20 protein-coding genes are annotated in these 22512 nt (G+C 65.4%); 12 read left to right on the forward strand and 8 right to left on the reverse strand.

Annotated elements, in window-relative coordinates:
* Nucleotides 1-88: 88 nt before the first annotated feature.
* Nucleotides 89-850 (reverse strand): DeoR/GlpR family DNA-binding transcription regulator, encoded by a 762-nt coding sequence (locus tag Q1K09_RS01440; RefSeq protein ID WP_300342600.1) that lies wholly within the window; start codon nt 848-850, stop codon nt 89-91.
* 215 nt (nt 851-1065) lie between these two features.
* Here Q1K09_RS01440 and Q1K09_RS01445 point away from each other — a divergent pair, with 215 nt between their 5' ends.
* The 6 genes from Q1K09_RS01445 (at nt 1066) to Q1K09_RS01470 (ending at nt 7857) form a co-directional block, all read left to right on the forward strand.
* On the forward strand, nt 1066-2319 hold the full coding sequence (locus Q1K09_RS01445) for a hypothetical protein (RefSeq protein WP_300342601.1): 1254 nt from the start codon (nt 1066-1068) through the stop codon (nt 2317-2319).
* On the forward strand, nt 2319-3362 hold the full coding sequence (locus tag Q1K09_RS01450; protein ID WP_300342603.1) for an aldose 1-epimerase family protein: 1044 nt from the start codon (nt 2319-2321) through the stop codon (nt 3360-3362). Before Q1K09_RS01445 ends, Q1K09_RS01450 begins: the two co-directional genes overlap by 1 nt.
* Nucleotides 3359-4870, forward strand: coding sequence for a sugar ABC transporter ATP-binding protein (locus Q1K09_RS01455; protein ID WP_300342604.1), 1512 nt, complete (start codon nt 3359-3361; stop codon nt 4868-4870). Before Q1K09_RS01450 ends, Q1K09_RS01455 begins: the two co-directional genes overlap by 4 nt.
* On the forward strand, nt 4867-5850 hold the full coding sequence (locus Q1K09_RS01460) for an ABC transporter permease (RefSeq protein ID WP_300342606.1): 984 nt from the start codon (nt 4867-4869) through the stop codon (nt 5848-5850). The genes Q1K09_RS01455 and Q1K09_RS01460 overlap by 4 nt, the downstream gene beginning before the upstream one ends.
* Nucleotides 5851-5978: 128 nt before the next feature.
* Nucleotides 5979-6869, forward strand: a complete 891-nt coding sequence (locus Q1K09_RS01465; RefSeq protein WP_300342608.1) for an ABC transporter permease — start codon at nt 5979-5981, stop codon at nt 6867-6869.
* A 13-nt stretch (nt 6870-6882) separates the two neighbouring features.
* Complete coding sequence (locus tag Q1K09_RS01470) at nt 6883-7857, forward strand: sugar ABC transporter substrate-binding protein (protein WP_300342610.1); 975 nt, start codon at nt 6883-6885, stop codon at nt 7855-7857.
* A gap of 62 nt (nt 7858-7919) precedes the next feature.
* Here the strand turns inward: Q1K09_RS01470 and Q1K09_RS01475 are convergent, their stop codons facing one another.
* Nucleotides 7920-8960, reverse strand: a complete 1041-nt coding sequence (locus Q1K09_RS01475; protein WP_300342611.1) for a LacI family DNA-binding transcriptional regulator — start codon at nt 8958-8960, stop codon at nt 7920-7922.
* A 58-nt stretch (nt 8961-9018) separates the two neighbouring features.
* Here Q1K09_RS01475 and Q1K09_RS01480 point away from each other — a divergent pair, with 58 nt between their 5' ends.
* From Q1K09_RS01480 to Q1K09_RS01505, 6 genes are all read left to right on the forward strand, one after another.
* Nucleotides 9019-9768, forward strand: coding sequence for a DeoR/GlpR family DNA-binding transcription regulator (locus tag Q1K09_RS01480; RefSeq protein ID WP_300342613.1), 750 nt, complete (start codon nt 9019-9021; stop codon nt 9766-9768).
* Between the two features lie 168 nt (nt 9769-9936).
* Complete coding sequence (locus Q1K09_RS01485; RefSeq protein ID WP_300342615.1) at nt 9937-11466, forward strand: sugar ABC transporter ATP-binding protein; 1530 nt, start codon at nt 9937-9939, stop codon at nt 11464-11466.
* Complete coding sequence (locus tag Q1K09_RS01490; RefSeq protein ID WP_300342616.1) at nt 11463-12470, forward strand: ABC transporter permease; 1008 nt, start codon at nt 11463-11465, stop codon at nt 12468-12470. Before Q1K09_RS01485 ends, Q1K09_RS01490 begins: the two co-directional genes overlap by 4 nt.
* Nucleotides 12471-12516: 46 nt before the next feature.
* Complete coding sequence (locus Q1K09_RS01495) at nt 12517-13488, forward strand: sugar ABC transporter substrate-binding protein (RefSeq protein ID WP_300342618.1); 972 nt, start codon at nt 12517-12519, stop codon at nt 13486-13488.
* A 134-nt stretch (nt 13489-13622) separates the two neighbouring features.
* Nucleotides 13623-14648, forward strand: a complete 1026-nt coding sequence (locus Q1K09_RS01500; RefSeq protein WP_300342619.1) for a 2-hydroxyacid dehydrogenase — start codon at nt 13623-13625, stop codon at nt 14646-14648.
* Nucleotides 14645-16075: an FGGY family carbohydrate kinase gene (locus tag Q1K09_RS01505; RefSeq protein WP_300342621.1), complete on the forward strand. Its 1431-nt coding sequence runs from the start codon at nt 14645-14647 to the stop codon at nt 16073-16075. Before Q1K09_RS01500 ends, Q1K09_RS01505 begins: the two co-directional genes overlap by 4 nt.
* Nucleotides 16076-16115: 40 nt before the next feature.
* Here the strand turns inward: Q1K09_RS01505 and rhaI are convergent, their stop codons facing one another.
* From rhaI to Q1K09_RS01535, 6 genes are all read right to left on the reverse strand, one after another.
* Nucleotides 16116-17276 (reverse strand): L-rhamnose isomerase, encoded by a 1161-nt coding sequence (rhaI, locus tag Q1K09_RS01510; RefSeq protein ID WP_300342622.1) that lies wholly within the window; start codon nt 17274-17276, stop codon nt 16116-16118.
* Nucleotides 17277-17282: 6 nt separating this feature from the next.
* Nucleotides 17283-17630 (reverse strand): L-rhamnose mutarotase, encoded by a 348-nt coding sequence (locus Q1K09_RS01515; protein WP_300342624.1) that lies wholly within the window; start codon nt 17628-17630, stop codon nt 17283-17285.
* Nucleotides 17631-17697: 67 nt separating this feature from the next.
* Entirely contained in the window at nt 17698-18732 is a 1035-nt protein-coding gene (rhaS, locus tag Q1K09_RS01520) for a rhamnose ABC transporter substrate-binding protein (RefSeq protein ID WP_300342625.1), read from the reverse strand.
* Nucleotides 18729-19817, reverse strand: a complete 1089-nt coding sequence (locus Q1K09_RS01525) for an ABC transporter permease (protein WP_300342627.1) — start codon at nt 19815-19817, stop codon at nt 18729-18731. Before Q1K09_RS01525 ends, rhaS begins: the two co-directional genes overlap by 4 nt.
* Nucleotides 19814-20818, reverse strand: coding sequence for an ABC transporter permease (locus Q1K09_RS01530; RefSeq protein WP_300342661.1), 1005 nt, complete (start codon nt 20816-20818; stop codon nt 19814-19816). Before Q1K09_RS01530 ends, Q1K09_RS01525 begins: the two co-directional genes overlap by 4 nt.
* 92 nt (nt 20819-20910) lie before the next feature.
* A complete protein-coding gene (locus tag Q1K09_RS01535) occupies nt 20911-22440 on the reverse strand; it encodes a sugar ABC transporter ATP-binding protein (protein ID WP_300342628.1) in 1530 nt (509 codons plus the stop codon).
* Nucleotides 22441-22512 lie beyond the last annotated feature (72 nt).

Here is a 22512-nt window from a genome sequence, read left to right on the forward strand (position 1 = left end):
GATGTTCGATAGCGATTAATCGAACACAAAGTATCACGCAGCTGTGTGGGATACAACACCCCAGCGCACCCAGCACCGGGCGGACCCGCTAGCGGATCTCTGCGCTGCGACGATAGGGATCCAGGCGGGCGTCGTCGGGGTCAAGGTCGGTGATCAGCACGTCGACGTCGTCGAGCGCGAGCGCCCGGGCACTGGCCTGCGAGCCGAGCTTGGAGGAGTCAGCGAGCAGGATCGTCAGGTCGGCATGCCTGCTGAGCGTCCGTTTGAGCGCGGCCTCCTCGGCGGTGGCCTCGGAGGTGCCCCATTCAGGGTCGACCGCGGCCGCCGAGGTGAAGAATTTGCCGTAGTGCAGTGAGGAGGCAAGCAGATCGGCCAGCGGCCCCACAAAGCTCTGCGTGGTCTCGTGGCGGTGGCCGCCCAGCAGAATCGGGGAGATGCCGGGCTTGCCGGAGACTGCCTCGAAGTTCTCCGCCGAATTGGTCACGGCGGTGAGTTCGGCAGCATCACCGATCGCGGACAGCAGCACCCCCGCGGTCGAGGACGCGTCGAAGGCGCAGGTTCCCTGGGAGGGGACCAGCGGGAGAGCTTTCTGCGCGATGGCCTTCTTCGCCGCTGACCGGCGGGCACTGCGCTCAGCAAAGCTGCGTGGCTGGAGGGGTGCCACAGCTCCCCCGCGGACCCTGCGCAGCTGGCCCATGCCTTCGAGGTCGGCCAGGTCCCGGCGCAACGTCATCTCGGAAACACCGAGCGCGCCTGCCGCCGCACTGACCGTGATCCGCCCCTGGGCGCCGAGCATCTGCAAGAGATGCGCACGCCGTGCCTCAGCGTCCAGCGAGGAAGAGATAGCCATGGCTCCGCATGCTACCGGAGCCCGCGGAGACGGCAGGGAGGGCGACGCTGCGCTTGATTCAATAAACCACATCCTGCACGAATGCTTTCTTGTCCTCCTCATACTTCCCTGCGACCACGCACACGAAGTCTTGACATGATCCGACTTCTGTGACTAAGGTCACTCGCATATCGAGGTTCAATGAACCAGTCCTAGTACCGCTAAGGGGATCACAGATGACCACAGCAGGGCCGTATGAGGGACTCACGTCCTCGGAGAAGGCCATGGAACGCGCTATGCAGGCCGGCAACGGCGTGCTCCGGCTGGCGCCGGCCTGGGTGCCGCGAGCCTTCTGCACTCCGGGCAAGCGCATCCGCCTGCATCCCGATGACTATTACCCCCTGGGCAAGGACCGGGGCGGCATCGATGAACGCTGGCTGGCCTCAGCCATCCGTGCAGAGAACGGTCCGCGCACCGACCCCTTCGAGGGACTCAGCCTGGTGGTCGACCCCGAGGGCGGGGTCATCCCCTTCGACGAGCTCATTGCGCACTTTCAGCACCAGGTGGTGGGCACACTGTGGGACACGCATACCGGATGGCCCATGTACTCGAAGTTCTTCGACAACCAGGCACCGCTGCCCTTCCACATCCACCATCGGGACGAACATGCGGCCCTGGTCGGCAAGCCGGGCAAGCCGGAGGCCTACTACTTCTCGCCCCATATGAACAACCACATGGGGGAGTTCCCCTACACGTTCTTCGGCCTGCACCCGGAGACCACCAGAGAAGATGTCCTGGACAAGCTCGAAGCCTTTCTCTCCGGTGGCGACAACAACATCACCAGCCTCTCCCGGGCCTACCGCATCACCTTGGGCACAGGGTGGGACGTTCCGGCCGGCATCCTCCATGCCCCGGCCAGCGTGTGCACCTATGAGCCGCAGGCCGCCTGCGACGTCTTCGCCATGACTGAATCCTGGTCCAACCACCGCGAAGTGCCCGACGAGCTGCTCTGGAAGGACGTTCCCGAGGACCGCCACGGCGATCTGGACTTCATCGTGGAGCTCATCGACTGGGAGCGAAATGTGGAAAGCACCTTCTACACCAGCCGCCTCACTCCCCCGGTGGAGACCTCTGCCTCACGCGCACAGTCCGGGTGGACCGAGAAATGGATCACCTACCGGTCGGAGAGCTTCAGCGCCAAGGAGCTCACGGTCCCGCCGGGCTCCTCGGCGACCGTCACCGAGTCCGACGCCTACGGGCTGATCTGTGTGGGCGGGGCCGGGACCATCAACGACCAGCCACTGCTGACAGCCACGACCATCCGCTACGGGCAGCTCAGCAGCGACGAGTACTTCGTCACAGCGCCCGCAGCTGATGCAGGAGTGCAGATCACCAACACCCACCCCACCGAAGACCTGGTGATCCTCAAGCACTTCGGACCCGGCAACGTCGAACTCTCCGCCGACCGCGCCAGGCTGGGACTGCGCTGATGACCAGCGGCACGGAAATATCCCATGACCTCTACGGCGCCACCCCCCAAGAGGTCGCCCGCCGGACCGGGTCCCTGGACCAGCTGGCCCGGATCGATCAGTTCACCGAGGAAGACGGCAAGGCCCGCGGGGCGCGTCGGCTGCGGTTGGTCACCGGAGGAGGGCTGGAGGCCGACATCCACCCCGACCGGGCACTGGACCTCGGCCAGGTCACCTACCGCGGCGTGCCGATGACGTGGGTCTCTCCGACAGGGACCACCGCACCCGCCCTGGCGGAATCCCGCGGGACCGAATGGCTGCGAAGCTTCGGAGGCGGGTTACTGGCCACCTGCGGGCTGGACACCTTCGGCCCGCCCTCGACCGTCGACGGCAGGGACTTTCCCATGCACGGCCGGATCGGCGCCACCCCCGCCTCGCTGCAGGAGACCAGCGTGGACGCTGGCTGGCTGAGGGTCCGCGGCGAGGTCCGCCAAGCCTCGGTCCTGGGCGAGAATCTGGTGCTGCAGCGCACCATCAGCGCCGAGATCGGAGACTCCCGCCTGACGGTGGAGGACAGGGTGACCAATCAGGGCCTCGACCCGGCCGGGCACATGGTGCTCTACCACGTGAACCTCGGATGGCCGCTGCTGAGCGAGCGCGCCCATCTGGAGATCTCCTCCAGCAAGGTGACCCCGCGGGATGAGGTCGCCGCCGCCGGCGTGGCCCGCTGGCACGAGCTGGAACCACCGCAGGAAGGGTTCCGCGAGCAGGTCTTCCTTCACGACGTCACCCACACCACCGAAGCCGTCGCCGGCATCGACAACCCGGAATTGGGCATCTCCTTCACCCTGCGCTTCGACACCACCGCGCTTCCGGCGCTGCACCAGTGGAAGATGGCCGGAGTCGGGCACTACGTCATGGGGCTGGAGCCGGCCAACACCGCCCATATCCAAGGCCGGCGCAGCGCCCAGGAGACCGGAAGCCTTCCCCTCCTGGGAGCGGGGGAGAGCATCACCTATCGGATGAGCTTCGAGTTCGGCCCGGCCAGAAGGGAGCAGCCGTGACCAGAGAAGACAGCTCTGCACCAGCTTTGGTGATGGAAGGGATCACCAAAGCCTTCCCCGGGGTCAAAGCCCTCACCGACGTGGACCTCACGGCGCGCGCCGGAGAAGTCCACGCCATCGTCGGTGAGAACGGGGCGGGGAAATCCACGCTGATGAAGATTCTCGCCGGAGTCCACACCCCGGACGAGGGAACCATCACGCTCGACGGCGAACAGGTCCGCTTCGGCTCCCCCCTGGAGGCCAAGCAGAACGGGATCGGCATGGTCTACCAGGAGATCAACCTGGTGCCTGATCTCAGCGTGGCCGAGAACATCGGCCTGGGAAACATGCCGGCCTCGGGCGGCATGATCAGGCGCAAGGCACTCCATGACCGCGCCCGGGAGGTGCTGGAGGAGCTGCACACCAGGATCCCGCCACAGGAGCTGGTGGGCCGGCTCTCGGTGAGCCAGCAGCAGCTGGTGGAGATCGCCAAGATCTACGCGCGGCAGCCGCGCATCGTGGTCCTGGACGAGCCCACCTCCTCGCTCAGCCACCATGAGGCTGAGGCACTGTTCGCAGTCGTTGAACGCATGCGCAACAGCGGCATCGCCATCATCTATATCAGCCACCGCCTGCGGGAAGTGCTGGAGATCTCGGACCGGGTCACCGTGCTGCGCGACGGCCGCATGATCGACTGCCGCAGCGCCCAGGGCCTGACACCCAAAGAGATGATCAGCCTGATGGTGGGGCGAGACCTCGATGACGTCTTTCCCAAACAGGCGGTGGAGATCGGAGAGCCGGTACTCGAAGTCCGCGGTCTGACCAGGCTGGGGGTCTTCGAGGACGTCTCGCTGACGGTACGCGCCGGTGAGATCGTGGGCCTGGCGGGCCTGGTGGGCGCCGGTCGTACCGAAGTCGCCCGTGCCATCTTCGGCCTGGACCGGCTCGACGCCGGCCAGATCCTGGTCGGGGGTGAGGAGATCCGGGTCCGCAGTCCCCGCTCCGCGGTCCGGGCCGGCATCGCCTACGTGCCCGAGGACCGCAAGCGGGACGGCGTGGCCCTGTCACTGACGGTGAAGGACAATATCGCCCTGCCCGTCCTGCATCGGGTGTCGACGCTCGGCTGGGTCCTCAGGCGACCGGAAAGGGAGCTGGCACAGCAGAAGGCGGAGGATCTGCACATCTCTCCGCCGGTCGTCGACCGCCCAGCCGCCACGTTCTCCGGGGGCAACCAGCAGAAGGTGGTCCTGGCCAAGTGGCTGGCGACCAATCCCAAGGTCCTGATCCTGGACGAACCAACCCGCGGCGTGGATGTGGGAGCCAAAGCCGACATCCACACGATCATCGGTGAACTCGCCGCCCAGGGAGTGGCGGTGCTGATGATCTCTTCCGAGCTGCCTGAGGTGCTGGCTGTCAGTGATCGGGTCTATGTGCTGCACGAGGGACGGCTCACCGCCGAACTGTCACGGGACGACGCCGACGAGGAGTCCGTGATGACCGCAGCCACCGGGGAAGGAGCAGCAGCATGACCTCCGCACATACCCTGCCCCCGCGGGTGACCGATGAGAAGAGAGGGCGCAAGCTGCTGGGCGGCATCGCCCTTCCTGTGGGCATCCTCGCGCTGCTCATAGCCGGATCGGTGCTGAGTGAGCAGTTTCTCACCGCCCGCAATCTCACCAACGTCCTGATCAACATGTCGATCGTCGGCATCATCGTGGTGGGGATGACGTTCGTCTTCATCGTCCGGGGGCTCGCCGACCTCTCGGTGCCAGCGATGGTGGCGATCGGCGCGCTGCTCGCGCTGGGGCTGCAGCCGGCACTGGGCAGTCTGCCGGCCGCCATGTTCGGAGTGGCGGCCGCCTCCTGCGCCGGGCTCATCAACGGGCTCCTCATCGGGTACGCCCGGTTGAACCCGGTGATCACCACGCTGGCCACCGGCACCATCGTGCTGGGCGTCGCTCAGGCAGCAGTGGGCGGCGTCATCGTCTACGGGGACAGCCCCGGACTGCAGTCCTTCCTCACCGGGCGTCTGCTCGGGGTCCCCGTCATCGTCCTGATTTTCCTCGCCGTGGCGCTCGGCGGTCATCTGCTGCTCTCCCGGACGACTTTCGGCCGCTGGGTCTACGCCACCGGAGCCAACCCCGATGCGACGAAGGCCAGCGCGGTGCCGCTACGGTTCACCAAAGGGGCCGCATTCTGGATGACGGCGACCCTCTCGGGCTTCAGCGGCGTCCTCCTCGGGCTGACCCTCCAGACCGCACGACCCGGAGTGGGAACCGGCTATGAGTTCGACGCCATCACGGCGGTGGTGGTCGGCGGGGTGAGCCTGCTGGGCGGTTTCGGCAATATGCCGCGCGCACTGGGCGGGCTCCTCCTGGTGACCCTCTTGAGCAACATCATGGTGCTCAACGGCATCGCCACAGAATCTCAAGGGCTGGTGATGGGCGCTCTGATCGCCGCCGCGGTCGCCCTGGACGTCTACCTGCGGCGCCGGGGAGGTGCATCATGAACGCTCTGAAGAAAATCTGTGAAAGTCCGGCGGTTCTGACCCTGATTCATTACCGGGTGGTTGTCATTCTGGTCGTGGCAGTGATTCTGTCCGCCTCATTGGTACCGGGACTGACTGAGTTCAGGACCTTGAGCCTCAGCCTTGACCGTGCAGCCACCCTGGGGCTTGTGGCCGTGGGTCTGACTGTGGTCCTGCTGCTGGGAAAGCTGGACCTTTCGGTGGGTTCGATCCTCGCGCTCTCAGGCATCGCCGCCATCGGCCTGCAGCCTCAGCTGGGCCAGCTCGGTGCCGCGGCCTTCGGCGTCTGCGTCGGTCTGCTGGCCGGAGTGCTCAACGGTGTCCTTGTCGTCTTGATGCAGATCAACTCCCTGGTAGCCACTTTGGCCTCGATGATCTTCCTCAGGGCAATGTGCCATTTCGTCACCGAATCCAACCCGATCAGCGGAGCCGATCCGTTGTTCGGCCTGGCGGTGTCACGTTCACTGGGCGGCACCTTTTCCCTGCGCACCTTCATATTCCTCATCGCCATCGTGCTGCTCTTCCTCTGGCTGACCTACACCGTGGCCGGACGCCATGTCTATGCCGTGGGAAGCAACGAGGACGCCGCCACGGCTTCCGGCGTCCGCTCCGGGAGGTACATCTTCGGAGCTTTCGTCTTCAGCGGGCTGATGGCCGGCACCGCCGGAGTCATGCAGTCCCTGGCGACGAACACCGGCTCCCCGGTCTTCGGCAGCACCGTCACTCTTACCGCCATCGCCGCCGTCGTCATAGGTGGTACGCGGCTGGAAGGCGGTCGCGGCTCCGCGCTGGGCACGCTCGGAGGTGTACTGGTGCTGGCCGCCATCACCACTGCACTGGAATACGAGTCGGTGCCCTCCTACTACCAGAACATCGTCACCGGCAGCATTCTGCTGCTGCTGATCCTGCTGGATCGGATCGCTTCCAACAGCCCGCGTTCTGCGCTGTCACTTTCCTCCTTGCTTCCCGTTCGGAGCAAGGAACAATCACCCGCCCGTTGAGAAAGGGAATGTCATGAAATCATCACTCCACGCAGGAGCCGTCGCCGCCGCCGGTGCTCTGCTGCTGACCAGCTGCGGCGGCAGCGGAGAGGACAGCCCCGGCGCTGAATCTGCCGAAGGCATGGACATCTGTTACGTCGCCGCCGCGGAATCCCACGCCTATGCCTCACCGGCCAATGAGGCGTTCCAGAACGCCGCTGACGAGCTCGGGGTGAACGTCACCCTGTTGAGCCAGGAATTCGACGCTCAGACCGGCACCGACCAGCTGCGGACCTGCATCGGCCGCAACCCCGACGGGATCGTGCTCTGGCCTCTGGATCCACAGGCGTACATCCCGGGGCTGGTGGAGGCGCAGGACGCCGAGGTACCGGTGGTGCTGATCAACTCGCCCATGGACGAAGAGGCGGAGGGCCTCTACACCTCGTTCACCGGCCCGGACACCTACGAACAGGGCCAGCTCGCCGCCGAGGTCATGGACGAAGCGCTCGGCGGTGAAGGCAGCGTCGTCATCGTCGCAGGCCAGGCAGGCAACGGGACCACTATCGGTCGTACCGGCGGGTTCCACGACAAACTGGAGGAACTCGGCTCGGGCATCGAGGTCCTGCAGACCGTCAATGCGGACTTCGACCAGCAGCGTGCCCTGGAGCTGAGCCGCGACCTGATCTCGCAGCACGGCGACGACCTCGACGGCGTCTACGCCAATGATGACACCATGGCCCGCGGTTTCATCGACGCCTGGACGGAGTCCGGTCGAGCACTGGAGGACATGCCTGCCATCGTCGGCATCAACGGGCAGCGGGACGCCTTCGCAAGCATCGAGGACGGACATTACACCGCCACGATCGTGCAGTCTCCCGAGGAGGACGGACGCCTGGCCTTGGAGACCATCGTGGCAGCCGCCACCGGGGAGGAGGTCGAGAGCCGCATCCCGATCCCGCTGACCGTGGTCACGGAGGAGAACGTCGCTGAGGAGGAACCCGCGTTCTGATCTTCCAGCACTGACTCTCCGGCCTCCGTGGGGGCGGGTTCCGGTCAACCCGTCCCCACGACTCAGGCCGACTGCCGGATCACCAGCTCGGGCTGCAGCACCACGTGGTTGTTCTTCGGCCTGGGATTTCCCTCGCGGAACAGCTCGAGGATCATGCGGACCGCTGTGGCTCCGAGGAGCTGCCGGGGCTGGCGAATCGTGGTCAGGGAGGGGGATGAGACGGCTGACCACTCCAGATCGTCGTAACCGATCACGGCAATGTCATCGGGAATCCGCAGACCACGACTGGTCAGTGTCTGCAGCGCGCCCAGCGCGAGCAGATCATTGGCGCAGATGATCCCGGTGGGCCGGTCCGCGGGGTCCATATCAGCGATCCAATGCCCCGTCTCGCGCCCGGTGTCCACGGTCCATGAGTCGGTCTCCAGCACCTCGAAGATCACCTCCGGGGCTCTCTCCACCACACTGAGCACCCCCTTAAGGCGCGCCTTGACCTTCGGAGAGGTGTGGGGGTGACCGACCAGGGCGATGCGCCGGTGACCGGTGCTCACCAAATGATTCGCAGCCAGGGCTCCGCCCCGCTCGTCATCGACGATCACGCTCCACCCCTGGGTGTCACCGATCCCCACCCTGTCAACGAACACCATCGGCACCCCCCGGTCATGCAGCGCCTGCAGACGCGAGGAGGTCTCGTCCACCGGGGAGATGATCAGTCCCTGCACACGCTGCTGCACCAGCAGATCGAGGTTCTGATTCTCTATGCGCGCATCATAGGCACTGTTGGCGATCACGACGCCGATGTCGTTCTGCCGGGCGACCGTCTCGGCCCCGATGGCGACATCCACGAAGAACGGATTGTTCAGATTCGCGACTGCGATGCCCAAGGTCCGCACCCGCCCCGGACGGAACTGGCGGGCCTTCTGCTGCGGTTGGAAGTCCAGCTCGTCGATCGCAGCGAGGACCCGCTCACGCGTAGCGTCCTTGACGTAGAAGGGACGGTTGAGCACATTGCTGACCGTACCGGCGGAGACGCCTGCGAGTCGGGCAACATCGCGGATGGTGACCGATCCCTCGGTCTCCGTGCTGCCTTTGGGGCTATCGTTCATCGCACAACATCCTACGGCGCGGCCGACATGCTCTACGCCGGAGCCTATAATGACCCGAATGGGCTCACTGGCCGGCGAGGAAAGACGCAAATGGTTACTGGACGAATTGCAGACGTCCCAGTCCATTGCCCTAACCGAGGCCGCCGCTGCTCTCGGCGTCAGCGAGATGACAGTGCGACGGGATCTCGGGGAACTCGAGAAGACCGGCATCGCCCGCCGAGTCCGGGGCGGAGCCGTCTACAGCGGGCCTGTCAGCTTCGAAGGTCGCGAACGTTCTCATGCGGCGCAGAAACGGGCCATCGCCGAGAAGCTTCTCCCCCTGGTGCCCACTCGCGGGGTCATCGCCATGGACTCCTCCACGACCATGCACCGTCTGGCCCAGTCGATCACAGGAAGCGACGACCTGACCGTCGTCACCAATGGCTTGATCACCTTCCAAGTACTGCAGGACAGACCAGGAGTCACCGCCATCCTGACCGGAGGCGCCGCCGATAAGCGCTCGGACTCACTGGTCGGCCCGGTGGCCACTGCCTTCCTCGACGACATGCGATTCACCAGTTTCTTCGCCTCCGCAGCCGCAATAGACGAGAAGGCCTGCTACGAGGACACGCTGGAAGAGGCGCAGGTCAAACGTGCCTTCGCCCGCTCGGCCGCCCAGATAGTCATCGGGGCCCACTCCGAGAAGCTGGGGCGAAATGCCACGGCCACCGCGCTGAAGCTCCCCAGCATCGATGTGCTCGCCACAGAGCTGTCTGCCTCTGATGAGAACTTGGCGCCCTACCGCGCGCTCATCGCCACCGTGCGCTGAACCGGTTCGGCCTTCTCGTTCCACCCAGCTCAAGCGCCGTCTCCACCCATGACCCCACGGCTCGAACCTGCTCTTCGCGCTGCGCTTTCTACCATAAGTTGACAACTTCTAACATTTCATAACATGATGTACCTCACATTGTGCATCGCATCACATAAGGGGGTCGCTATGACCGCGGCTGTCGAAGACTCTGTCTCCACTGCTGACCCGCACAGAACCGTGCTCGAGGTCAGGGGGTTGTCGAAGAGTTATCCGGGAGTCACCGCTCTGGACGCCGTGGACTTCGAACTCCGGGAGGGCGAAGTCCACGCTATCGTCGGCGAGAACGGCGCAGGAAAATCTACGCTGATCAAGATTCTCGCCGGAGCGGAGGTGCCCAGCTCGGGGCGCATCACCATCAACGACACCACCTATGACCGCCTGACCCCGGCACTGGCATTGGAACTCGGCATCGCTGTCATCTACCAGGAGTTCACCCTCGTCTCCACGCTCACAGCAGCTGACAACGTCTTCTTGGGCGACTACCTCACGAAGGGTCCGGTGCTCGACACCAAAACCATGAACGCTCGCGCCGCCGAGCTGTTCGCCCGGCTCGAAGTGGACATCCCCCCTCAGGCTCAGGTCGAAGACCTCACCACCGGCTATCAGCAAGTCGTCGAGATCGCCAAGGCCCTGTCGAAGAACGCCCGCGTGCTCATCATGGACGAACCGTCGGCACCGCTGACAGCTGCGGAGGTGGATGCGATGTACAACGTCATCGACACCCTGAAGCGCCAGGGAATGACGATTGTCTACATCTCCCACCGCATGGATGAGATCTTCCGGCTCTCCGACCGCGTATCCGTTCTGCGCGACGGCAAACATGTCGCCACCCGGAAGACCGGCCAGACCACGCGCGAAGAACTCATCACGCTCATGGTCGGCCGGGAGCTGAAGAGCGGATATCCCGAGCGCGATACACCGCCGGGCGAGGTCTCCCTCGAGGTCTCAGGACTCACCGGCAACGGAGTGCAGGACATCACCTTCCAGGCGCATGAAGGGGAGATCCTCGGCTTCGCCGGACTGATCGGCGCGGGCCGCACAGAGCTCATGGAGCTGCTCTTCGGCAGTAAGCCCGTCGAGTCGGGGGAGGTCTTCTTTCAGGGCCGGCCGGTGATCTCGCGCAGTCCCGAGCACGCGATCAAGAACCGCATCGCGCTAGTTCCCGAAGACCGGAAGCGGCACGGTGTGATCCTGGATTTCTGCATCAAGGACAACATCGCCCTGCCGCTGCTGAAGAAGATGTCACGATCCGGGGTGGTGTCCGCCGGACGCGTCTCCCGACTCGCCGAGGAATACATGGACAGTCTTCGGATCAAGGCCCCCAGCTCCTCCCAGCTGGTGAAGAACCTCAGCGGCGGCAACCAGCAGAAAGTCGTCCTGGGCAAGTGGTTGGCCACCGAGCCAGAGGTACTGATCTTCGACGAACCCACCCGGGGGATCGATGTGGGAGCCCGGAATGAAATCTATCTGCTGATGAACAAACTGGCCGAAGCAGGAAAGACCATTCTGATGATCTCCTCGGACATGGAAGAGCTCATCGGCATGTCGGACCGCGTGATCGTTCTTCGCGAAGGCCGTCAGCAGGGCACTCTGACCCGCTCCGAAATCTCCCAAGAATCCATCTTGTCGCTCGCAGCTGAAGGGAACGTGGAATGAACGCAAAGTTCACCCCAAAGGTGAAGGACATCGGGCTCATCGTGGTGCTCGCCGGTCTGGTGATCACATTCAGCGTGCTGTCACCGAACTTCCTGGATGTCAACAACATCTACAACATCACCCGACAGGTGGCCACCCTCGGCATCTGCGCCGTGGGGTTCACCTTCATCCTCATCACCGGGGGCATCGACCTCTCCATCGGCTACCAGATCTCGGTCAACGTCGTGGTGTGCGGAATGCTGATGGCCAACTACGACCTCCCCTGGTACCTCGCCGTCCTCGCCGTTCTCGCGCTGGGCACGCTGATGGGCATGATCAACGGCATCATCATCACAGTCACCGGGGTCTCTCCCCTCATCATCACTCTGGCCATGATGACCGTGCTCAACGGCGTCAGCTACCTCCTCTCGCGGGGCCTGCCCATCTTCGGCTTCCCCAGCGAATTCTCGTTCATCGGACAGGGCACGGTCGCCGGCATCCCCGTCGCGCTCATCATCCTGCTTCTCGTATGCGCCATCGGCCTGTTCATCCTGAACAAGACCTACCTGGGCAAGTACTTCTACGCCATCGGCAACAACCGAGAAGCCGCGCGGCTCTCAGGGATCAACACCCCGCGGGTCCTCATCCTGGTCTACGCGCTCAGCGGCTTCTTCACCGCCATCGGCTCTGTGGTGCTGCTCTCCCGGCTGAGCTCCGCCCAGTCGGCCACCGGCTCCGGCTTCGAGTTCATGGTCATCACTGCCTGCGTCCTCGGCGGGGTCAGCGTGATGGGTGGGCGGGGCACCCTGTTCGGGGCTTTCCTGGGCGTGGCCATCATCGGTGTGCTGAACAACGGGCTGGTGCTCCTGAACGTCAACGAGTATGTGCAGCTGGTGATCACCGGCGCCATCCTGCTGATCGCCGTGAGCTACGACGCGCTCTCCAAATCCTCGAAGGGCCGGATCACGCAGATCAGCGCCATGGTGCTCTCGGGGTCCAAGAAGTCTTCTGCGAAAGCTGTCTAAAGGTTCCGGCGATGAGGCCGGGCACTCCACCGTGAAAGGAAAAACAATGGAAAAGGTCATCAGAAGCGTCGGCATACTGGGGGTTTCCGCACTGGCCCTCACCGCATGCTCCAACTCCGCCGGGGAAGGCGGGGAGGATGCCTTCACTGTCGGGGTCACATTTGCCGACCTGAGCAACCCAGTATGGGCCGAACTGGTCCAGGAGGCCGAGTCCTACGGGGCCGAGCAGGGCTTGAACATCAATTACGTCGACGCCGGAGACGACTCCTCCCAGCAGGTGACTCAGATCGAGAACTTCATCCAGCAGGGAGTGGACGCCATCATCATCTGCGCCGTGGAGTCCAACGCGGTCGCTGGGGTCACCCAGACCGCTCAGGAGGCCGGCATCAAGGTGGTCGGCTACACCCAGGTGCTCGAGCACTATGACGCCCAGTACCTCGTCGACGCCTACGAAACCGGCTACGCCAACGGTGAGGCTGCTGCCGCCTGGATCAACGAGAACTACGGGGATGAAGACGTCGTCGAATGGGGTCTGATGGATCTGCCCACCTTCCCGGAGATCATCGAACGCGCCCAGGGCATCAAGGACGCCGTGGAGGAACACGCTCCGCACGCCGAACTGGTGGCCACGGCCCCCGCCCTGACCGCCGAGGACGGCGTGGCCAATGCCGAGAACTTCCTGCAGGCCAACCCCGAGATGAAAATGATCGCCACCATCGGCGGAGGCGGTGCGGTCGGAGGCAATGAAGGGGTGAAGTCCGCCGGGGTCACAGACTACGACTCCTTCGGGCTCTTCGGCATCGACGCCACGGAGAACGAGATTCAGAACATCATCAACGGCGATCCGCAGAAGGCCTCCATCAGCCTGGGAGGCGGCCGGCAGCATGGCCGCACGCTGGTGGACATCACCGCTGACCTCCTCAACGGCGAAGACGTCGAACCCGACCAGTACATGCCTATCGAGGTCATCGATGCCTCCAACGCCGAGGAGTACTACGAGGAAATCTTCGGAGACTGACCCCTGCCCGTTCCCGCTGTGTGCCGGTCGCCCGGCCGGCACACAGCCCGCTCTTGCAAAGCCCCGCCCGGGGAGAAAGACGGAAAACTGTGACTCGAGTACTTGTGGCTGGAGATCGTTTCATTCGTCCGGCCGTGTTCCGCGCTTCTCTGGAGAACAAGTTAGGCGATCGCATCGTGATCTCCGAGCTGGAGTTTCCCTGGCCCGATGAGCCGTTCGGCACGGTGGGCGAAGTCGACGAAGCCTCGGGGAGCGAAGAGGCGGTGATCTCCGCCCTGGAGGGTGTCAGCGCGGTCGTGACGCAGTTGGCTCCGCTGACTGAACGAGTGCTGGAGGCCTCCCCCCAGCTCAAGCTCATCGCCGTCTCCCGCGGGGGCCCCACCAACGTGAATCTGGAGGCGGCGCGGCGCAGAGGGATCCGGGTCGCCAACGTTCCTGGGCGCAATGGCATCGCCACCGCGGAGATGACGGTGGGGCTGGCGCTGGCTCTGCTGCGCAGGATTCCTCTCGCCCATCAGAGCATGATGGAAAATCAGTGGCGCGGAGACCTCTATCGCTGGGATGCGGTGGGGCAAGAGGCTGCTGGATCAGTCATCGGCCTGGTCGGCGCCGGAGCAGTGGGGCTGCACGTGGCCAAGATCTTCCGTGCCATGGGGGCCGATGTCCTGGTATACGACCCTTATCTCCCGGACGAGGTGCTGCACGGGGTAGGCCGGCGAGCGGCTTCGTTGGAAGACCTCTTCCGGCAGAGCAGCCTGGTCTCGATCCATGCTCGCCTCACCCCCGAGACCGCCAATATGGTGAATGCAGAGCTGCTGGAGCGGATGCCACCGGGCGGGCTGCTGGTCAATGCTGCCCGCGGCGGAGTGGTGGACTACGATGCCGTGGCTGAGTCCCTGCAGCGGGGGCACCTGGCAGGGGCTGCCTTCGACGTCTACCCTGAGGAACCTGTGGACTTCGGGCACAAGCTCTTCGAACTCGCACGGAAGGGACACGACCTGGTGCTCACCCCGCACATCGCCGGAGCCAGCAGGGAAACTGCCCGCCGGGCGGCTGAGGGCGTCGCGGAGGAGGTCCGGCGTTTCCTTGACGGTGAAGCGGCCCTCAACCCGCTGGTGGAGCCTGAGTCCCCGGACCCTATGTTCCAGGCGGCGCGGTGAAGCTGCTCCTCGGCATCGACATCGGCACCAGTGGGGCCAAGGCGGTGGCCACCGACCTGGCCGGCCGCAGAATAGCGGATGCCTCCGCTCGGTACCCCACCAGTACTGACGGGGCCGGTGCGGAGCAGAACGCCGAGCACTGGTGGGAGGCGGTGGCACAGATCGTGCCTTCCGTGGTGGCAGGCGGGGAGGTTCTCGCCGTCGCCGTGACCTCCCAGGCGCCGACCCTGGTCCCCGTGGATGCCGTGGGCAGCCCTACCGGTCCGGCGCTGACCTGGCTCGACCGCCGGGCCGTCACCGAGGGGCTGGAGCTGGCCGAGACGGTTCCCGAATCACGAAACGGCGCAGATCCGTTCTTCGGGACGGCCAAACTTCCTTGGATGGCCCGGCACCGCGCCTCTGCTCTCAGCCGAGCGGCATACGTGCTCTCCTCCAACGGATTCCTCGTCCATCGCCTCACCGGGAAAGCCACTCTAGACGACACTACGGCCTCCCTCATGCAGGGCTTTGACGAGATCTCCGGCACCTTCGACGACCGGTTACTGCGCCAGGAACCCTCCGTGGGCCTGCTGGCCCCCGTCGTCCCTTCGACCTCGGTGGTCGGGACTGTCACTGCGCGGGCGGCAGCTGCCCTGGGTTTGGCCGAGGGGACCCCCGTGGTGGCCGGAGGAATCGACTCCATCGGCTCTGCGCTGGAGGCCGGCGCGCTGAGACCGGGGGACCCGCTGGTCGATATGACGGGTTTCTCCAGCGTCACCATCAGCGCGGTGCCGGCGGGGATCCACGTCCCAGGGTTCATTCACTGCAGGCACTGCCTTGAGGGCACGGATCTGTTGATCACGGCTCAGGTCACGGCGGGAGCTGCGGTCGACTGGGTGAACAGCCTCGACTCGACCCGTGACCTGAGAGACGACGAGGCGCTGCTCAGCAGACCCAGGCCGGGCCGTCTCACCATGGTGCCCAGTCTTGCGGGGGAACGTACGCCTTCGTGGAACCCTGCAGCCCGGGGCATCATCGCCGGTATCGATCTGAGCACGGACGGGACCGACCTTCTGCTCGCCGCGATGGAGGGCAACGCGCTCGGACTCGCCGCCGATGTGGCCACCATGACCCGCCACGGTTACCCGGTGGACCGGGTGCTCAGTACCGGCGGGGGCGCTTCTTCCCGTGCCTGGCTGCAGATCAAAGCAGACGTCCTGGGGCTTCCCGTCATGAAACCGAAGAACGGCCACGGCGCCGCCCAGGGGGCCGCGGCGCTGGCCGGGCTCGGGGTGGGCGTCTATACCTCCGCAGAGGATCTCTACGAGCTGACCCGAAGAATCGATGAGGAGTTCCTCCCCGACACCGGGAAACGGGAAGCCTACCGAGCCGCCCGCCGGCGGTACCGCGAGCTCACTGCGCTGAACCGCCCCCGACCCAGACCGTAAGGGGCGGTGGATCACCTCGCACAGTGCCGCCGCCGGCCTCTCACCAGGACATCTGGGTTCCGCCGACGCGATCGGCCTCGATCTTCTCCTGGTAGCCCGATGCTGCGTAGGCGCCCATGGGGTCGCCAGGCAGACCCCGAGACTCGCGCCAGGCGGCCAGGTCAGCACGCACATCGGTGTAGAACGCGTCCATGAAGATCTGGTGGGCGCTGAGCACATCACCGGCCTGCTGCGCGGCGGCCAGGGCCTCACGGTCCACCAGCAGGGCCCGTGCGGTCATCTCCTGGACGTTGAGCACGCTGCGGATCTGGCCGGGGATCTTCTTCTCAATGTTGTGGCACTGATCCAGCATGAACGCGACATCGGAGTCCGGGCCATAGCCGCCGCCGCGGATGACCTCGAAGAGGATGCGGAAGAGCTGGAACGGATCGGCGGAGCCGACGATGAGGTCGTCGTCGGCGTAGAAGCGTGAGTTGAAGTCGAAGGAGCCGAGCTTTCCCACCCGCAGCAGCTGGGTGACGATGAACTCCACATTGGTGCTGGGAGCGTGGTGGCCGGTGTCCAGGCACACCACTGCCCGCTCCCCCAGTGCCTGCACGTGCACCAGAGCCGTGCCCCAGTCCGGCACATCGGTGTGGTAGAAGGACGGTTCGAAGATCTTGTACTCCAGCACCAGGCGCTGGTCCCCGCTCAGCTGTGCGTAGATCTGCTGCAGGGAGTCGGCCAGCCGATCCTGCCGGGCACGCATATCGGCCTGTCCGGGGTAGTTGGACCCGTCGGCCAGCCAGATCTTCAGATCCTGTGATCCGGTGGCGCCCATGATCTCGATGCACTGCAGGTGGTGGTCGATCGCCTTCTGCCGCACCGCCGGATCGTGGTGGGTGAGACCGCCGAGCTTATAGTCCTCATCCTGGAAGGTGTTGGAGTTGATGGTGCCGATCTCGATGCCGGCATCCTGGGCGTACCTGGCCAGTGCGGCGAAGTCGTCGACCATATCCCAGGGGATGTGCAGCGCCACCTTCGGCGCCAGCCCGGTGAACCGGTGCACGGCTGCGGCGTCGTCGATCTTCTCCTCCACGGTGCGCGGGGTGCCGGGCGAGCCGAAGACTTTGAAGCGGGTGCCGGAGTTGCCATAGGCCCAGGAGGGAACCTCGATGGCCTGGTGCTCCAGCTGCGGGGCGATCTGTTCGAATGTGGTCATGTCTCCTCAGTTCTGTTCGACGTCGGCCAGCTGGTCCTCCAGATGGAAGACCTCGGTGAGCTCCACAAACCCGGTGTCCGGCCTGGCGCCGTCCAGGTCCACAAAGAACTCTGCCATCTCAGCCTGCCAGCGGGCGTTGACGTCCTCGGCCTCCATGGCAGCCTGGGCGGCCTCCAATGATTCGGTTTCGAAGTACCCGATCAGCAGCCCGTCCGGCCGCAGAAACAGGGAATAGTTGTGCCATCCGGCGTTCTTCAGGGCGCGCAGCATCTCCGGCCACACCTGCCGGTGCCGCAGCACGTACTCCTCCAGCCTCTCGGGCTTGACCTGCAGCTGGAAGCAGACTCGTCGCATTGCGGTGTTTCCTCTCTGGTCTCCGGTCCGGCGTATACCCTCGCCGCTGCGCCGGACCGGAGAGTCTCTAGAAGTCGAAGTCGTCGATGTTCTCGGCGTCGAAGACGAAGGGATCATCCAGGATGATCTCTCCCTCGGCACCGACGGTGTATTCGCCGAGCCTGCCGGCTTCGAAGGTGTCGCCCTCTTCTCCCTCGATCTGACCGGTGGCCACAGCATGCGCCGCCCAAGCTGCCAGGTAGCCGAGGTCCTCCGGGTTCCACAGTGCGAAGGCCTCTACGGTGCCGTCCTCCACATATTCACGCATCTGGTTGGGTGTTCCCAGCCCGGTGAGGGCGACCTCGCCCGCATAGGCTGAGTCGGAGATGTAGCGGGCTGCCGCGGCAATGCCGACCGTGGTGGGTGAGACGATCGCGTCCAGATCCGAGTGGGTCTGCAGCAACGCAGCCGTCTGGTCGAAGGAGCGCTGGTCGTCGTCGTCCCCATAGACGATGTCCACCAGCTCAATCTCCGGGTAATTGGCCTCGAGTTCGGCCTCCATCAGTTCGATCCAGTGGTTCTGGTTGGTCGCGTTGGCGGCCGCGGAGAGGATGGCGATCTGCCCTGAGCCGCCGATCTGCTCGGCCACCAGCTCCACCTGCGTCTGGGCGATGCCCTCAGCGCTGGCCTGGTTGACGAAGACGTCGCGGCACTCGGGGTTGGTGTCCGAGTCGAAGGTCACTACCGCGACTCCCACCTCGCGGGCCTCATTGAGGGCATCGCAGATCGCTGAGGGATCGTTGGCGGAGACCACCAGAGCATCTTCGCCCTGCTGGGCTGCCGTGTTGATGTACTGGACCTGCCCGTCCGGCGTCGCCTCCTGGGGGCCGACCTCGGAGAAGGTGCCGCCGAATTCGTCCACGGCCTCCTCACCGCCGGCGTTGGAGGTGTCGAAATACGGGTTGCCGAGGTTCTTCGGCAGGAAGGTGATGCTGAGGTCCTCTCCGCCGGCGTCGCCGTTTCCTCCGTCCTCGCCCCCGCCTCCGCAGGCGCTGAGCATCAGGGCGGCTGAGAGCCCGACGGCGGCGAGCGCGCCGGGGCGCTGTACCGGATGGTGTGTCATTGTGGGGTTCCTTTCATCGGGTCGCCTTCTGCGGCGTCGGTGGTCGGTGGGGGTGGTCTGCGGCGCCGGTTCCGGATTCCGGCCGCCACACTGGGGGCGATCACGGAGGCGATCAGCAGCACACCGATGATGATGCTGATCAGGTTCACCGTCACGCCCTCCAAGCGCAGGGCGGAGGAGATCACTCCGATCAGCAGCACACCGGCGATGACCCCGTGCAGTGCGCCGCGACCGCCGAAGATCAGGACTCCGCCCAGCAGGACTGCGGCGATCACCTCCAGCTCCAGGCCCATCGCGTTGTCGCCCCGGGAGTTGCCGTAGCGCAGAGCGTAGAAGATCCCGGCGGCAGCGGAGACCACACCGGTCAGCAGAAATGTGGTCAGCTGACAGCGGGCCACATTGACTCCGCTGAAGCGGGCAGCCTGCTCGTTGTGGCCGATGTCGTAGAGGCCACGGCCGAACGGCGTGGCATGCATCAGCACGGCGAAGACGGCGATCATGGCCACCAGCACCAGACTGATGGCGGGAATGCGGGTCTCTCCCAGTGAGGACTGCGCCAGAGAGGTCCAGTCCGGGTCGAAGTCGGTCAGCGCGGTAGTGCCCAGCAGTCCCACGGCGATGCCGCGGAACAGCGCCATGGTGCCGATGGTCACCGCCAGGGAGGGCAGGCGCACATAGGCGACCAGGAAGCCGTTGACTGCTCCGCAGGTCAGGCCCACCAGCAGGGCCAGAGCCGCGGCGGCGGGCACGGGCATGCCCAGTTGGACGTGGAGGATCCCCATCACCACTGAGGACAGGCCCATGATGGAGGCTACGGAAAGGTCGATCTGTCCGGTGATGATCACCAGGGTCATCGGCAGAGCGATCATCATCAGTGGAGCGATGTCCAGGATGAGGTAGCGGACGGTGAGCGGACCGTCGAAGTTGTCCACGCTCACCGTGGCCCACATCCAGACCAGCGCCAGCAGGGCGATGATCAGGAACTCTGCGGTGACGAACGTGCGGAACCACCAGGGCCTGTGGTGGCTGCGCGGCGCGGCGGAGGCCGCTGCCTGCAGGGGGGTCTGCTGGGCTGTGCTGCTCATTCCGGCGCCTCCCTGACCTGCTCCAGACGGCGCCGCTGCCGAGCAGCGAGCCAGCGGTCCAGCACGATGGCGGCGATGATCAGGGCGCCGACCACAGCCCGCTGCCAGAAGTCCGGGACACCCATGATGGGCAGGGTCCGGTTGATGGTCATCAGCAGGACTGCTCCGAAAGCTGCACCCCACACTGTGCCGGATCCGCCGAAGATCGCCACACCGCCGATCACTGCTGCGCCGATGGCCTGCAGCTCCCAGGCGGTTCCTGCTCCGGCGCTGACTGTGCCGTAGCGGGCGGCGTACATCACCCCGGCCAGTCCGGCCAGGGCCCCGGAAGCGATGAATGCACTGATCACCCGGCGTGTGACCGGAAGCCCATAAAGCACCGCGGCCTCAGGGTTGGACCCGATGGCGTACATCTGACGTCCTCCGCGGCAGCTGCTCAGGTAGTAGGCGGCGCCCAGCAGCACCGCCACCGCCACCAGGGTCAGCAGCGGGATGGAGCCGATCTGCAGGGTGCCCAAGCGCAGGAACTCTCCCGGCATATCAGAGGCATTGATGCGGTCCGAACCGGCCCAGGTGAGCACGATGCCGCGGTAGATGTACATGGTGCCGAGGGTGACCACCAGTGCGGGGACCTTTCCGAAGGCGACCAGCAGCCCGTTGATCAGCCCCAGGCCGGCTCCTGCGGCGACGCCGATGACCACCACCGCCGCAATGGGTATGCCGGGCAGATCGATGAACAGCCGTCCGGTCATATAGGCGGTGATGGCCAGCACGGAACCGACGGAGAGGTCCACATTCCGGGTGATGATGACGATGGCGGAGCCGACGGCGAGCACCATCAGCAGCGAGGGAGTCAGCAGCAGGTCGCGCCAGCCTTGGGCGCTGAAGAGGAAGGTCTGGTTCATGGCGGTGGCCGTCACCACTACCGCCAGAATGACTGCCACGATGGCTACTTCCCGGGAGGCGAGCAGGGAGTGCACCAGGCGCTGGGCGGAGCGCATGCGGCTGGGAGCCACCAGGGAGGCCGTCCTGGAGCCAGAGGCGGGGGCCGGCACGCGCGGCTCCTCTCCGCCCGGACCTGACCTGGAGACAGTCATAGGGCGCCCTCCCTCCGCAGCTGCTCGTGGCGTGAGGTCGCAGCATCCATCACGGCCTCGGCAGAGGCTTCGGCGCGGGAGAATTCGCCGGTGATGCGGCCTTCCGAAACCACCAGCACCCGGTCAGCCATGCCGAGGATCTCGGGCAGCTCGGAGGAGATCATCAGGATCGCCATTCCCTGCCCAGCCAGCTCGGAGAGCAGCCGGTGCACCTCCGCCTTGGTGCCCACGTCGATGCCGCGGGTGGGTTCGTCGATGATCAGCAGGCTGGGGTCGGTGGCCAGCCATTTGGCGATGGCGACCTTCTGCTGGTTGCCCCCGCTCATGGTGAGCGCCTCCATGGAGAGCGCACCGGTCTTGACCTGCAGCTTCTGCGCCCACGGGGCGGCGGCACGGTGCTCGGCGGCCGCGGTGATCAGCCCGAAGCGGGTCAGCTGACCGCGGATCGCCGCTGCGATGTTGCGTCCCACTGAGGCTTCGACCACCAGACCCTGCTGGCGGCGGTCCTCGGGCACCAGGGCCATACCGGCGCGGATGGCGGCCTGCGGGCGGCCGGGCTGAACTCTGCGGCCGTGCATAGTTACGGCGCCCTCGTCGTAGGGGTCCACTCCGAAGACGGCTCGGACGATCTCGCTGCGTCCGGCACCGACCAGGCCGGCCAGTCCGACGATCTCTCCGGCTCGGACGGTGAAGCTGATATCGGAGAAGATGCCGGCACGGGTCAGCTGCTGCACCTGCAGGACCTCTTCTCCGACTTCAACCGGCGTCTTGGGGTAGAGCTCGGAGACTTCGCGGCCGACCATCATGGTGATCAGCTCCTCCCGGCTGGTCCGGGATGCGTCCACAGTGTCCACGTAGGCGCCGTCGCGCATCACCGTGATCGTGTCGCAGAGCTCAAAGACCTCATCGAACCGGTGGGAGATGAAGACGACGCCGCGGCCCTCCTGACGAAGACTGCGGGCCACGGCGAAGAGCCGCTGCACCTCCACTCCGGAGAGCGCGGCAGTCGGCTCGTCCATGATCAGCAGGTGGGCGTCCAGGGAGATGGCTTTGGCGATCTCGATGATCTGCTGGTCAGCGATGGAGAGCCCCTGGGCCGGGCGGCGGGGATCCAGGTCCACTCCCAGGCGGGCGAAGATCCGCTCAGCCTCGGTGATCATGGCCTGGGTGTCGATCCGACGTCCCCACCGCAGCGGCTGCCTGCCCATGAAGATGTTCTCGGTGACCGAGAGATCGCCGAAGAGTGTGGGCTCCTGGTAGATCACAGCGATGCCGGCGTCCTTGGCCTCCGCGGTGGAGGTGAAGTGCACATCCTGGCCGCGGAACCGGAAGGTGCCGGCGTCGCGAGGGTGCAGTCCGGAAACCACCTTGATCAGGGTGGACTTTCCGGCCCCGTTCTCCCCCACCAGGGCATGGATGGAGCCCGGCATCACGCGCAGACGGCCGTCAGAGAGGGCAGTAACGGACCCGAAGGACTTGCGCACACCGTCCAACTCCAGCACTGGCTCGGCGGGGCGGGGTTCCATGAGGTGCCTCCACGGCGGAAAATGGCGCGACTAAATCGATTCAAGCTACGCCTCAGATCATATGGCGCAGCT

The organism is Nesterenkonia sp. (assembly GCF_029265375.1).
Taxonomy (GTDB): domain Bacteria; phylum Actinomycetota; class Actinomycetes; order Actinomycetales; family Micrococcaceae; genus Nesterenkonia.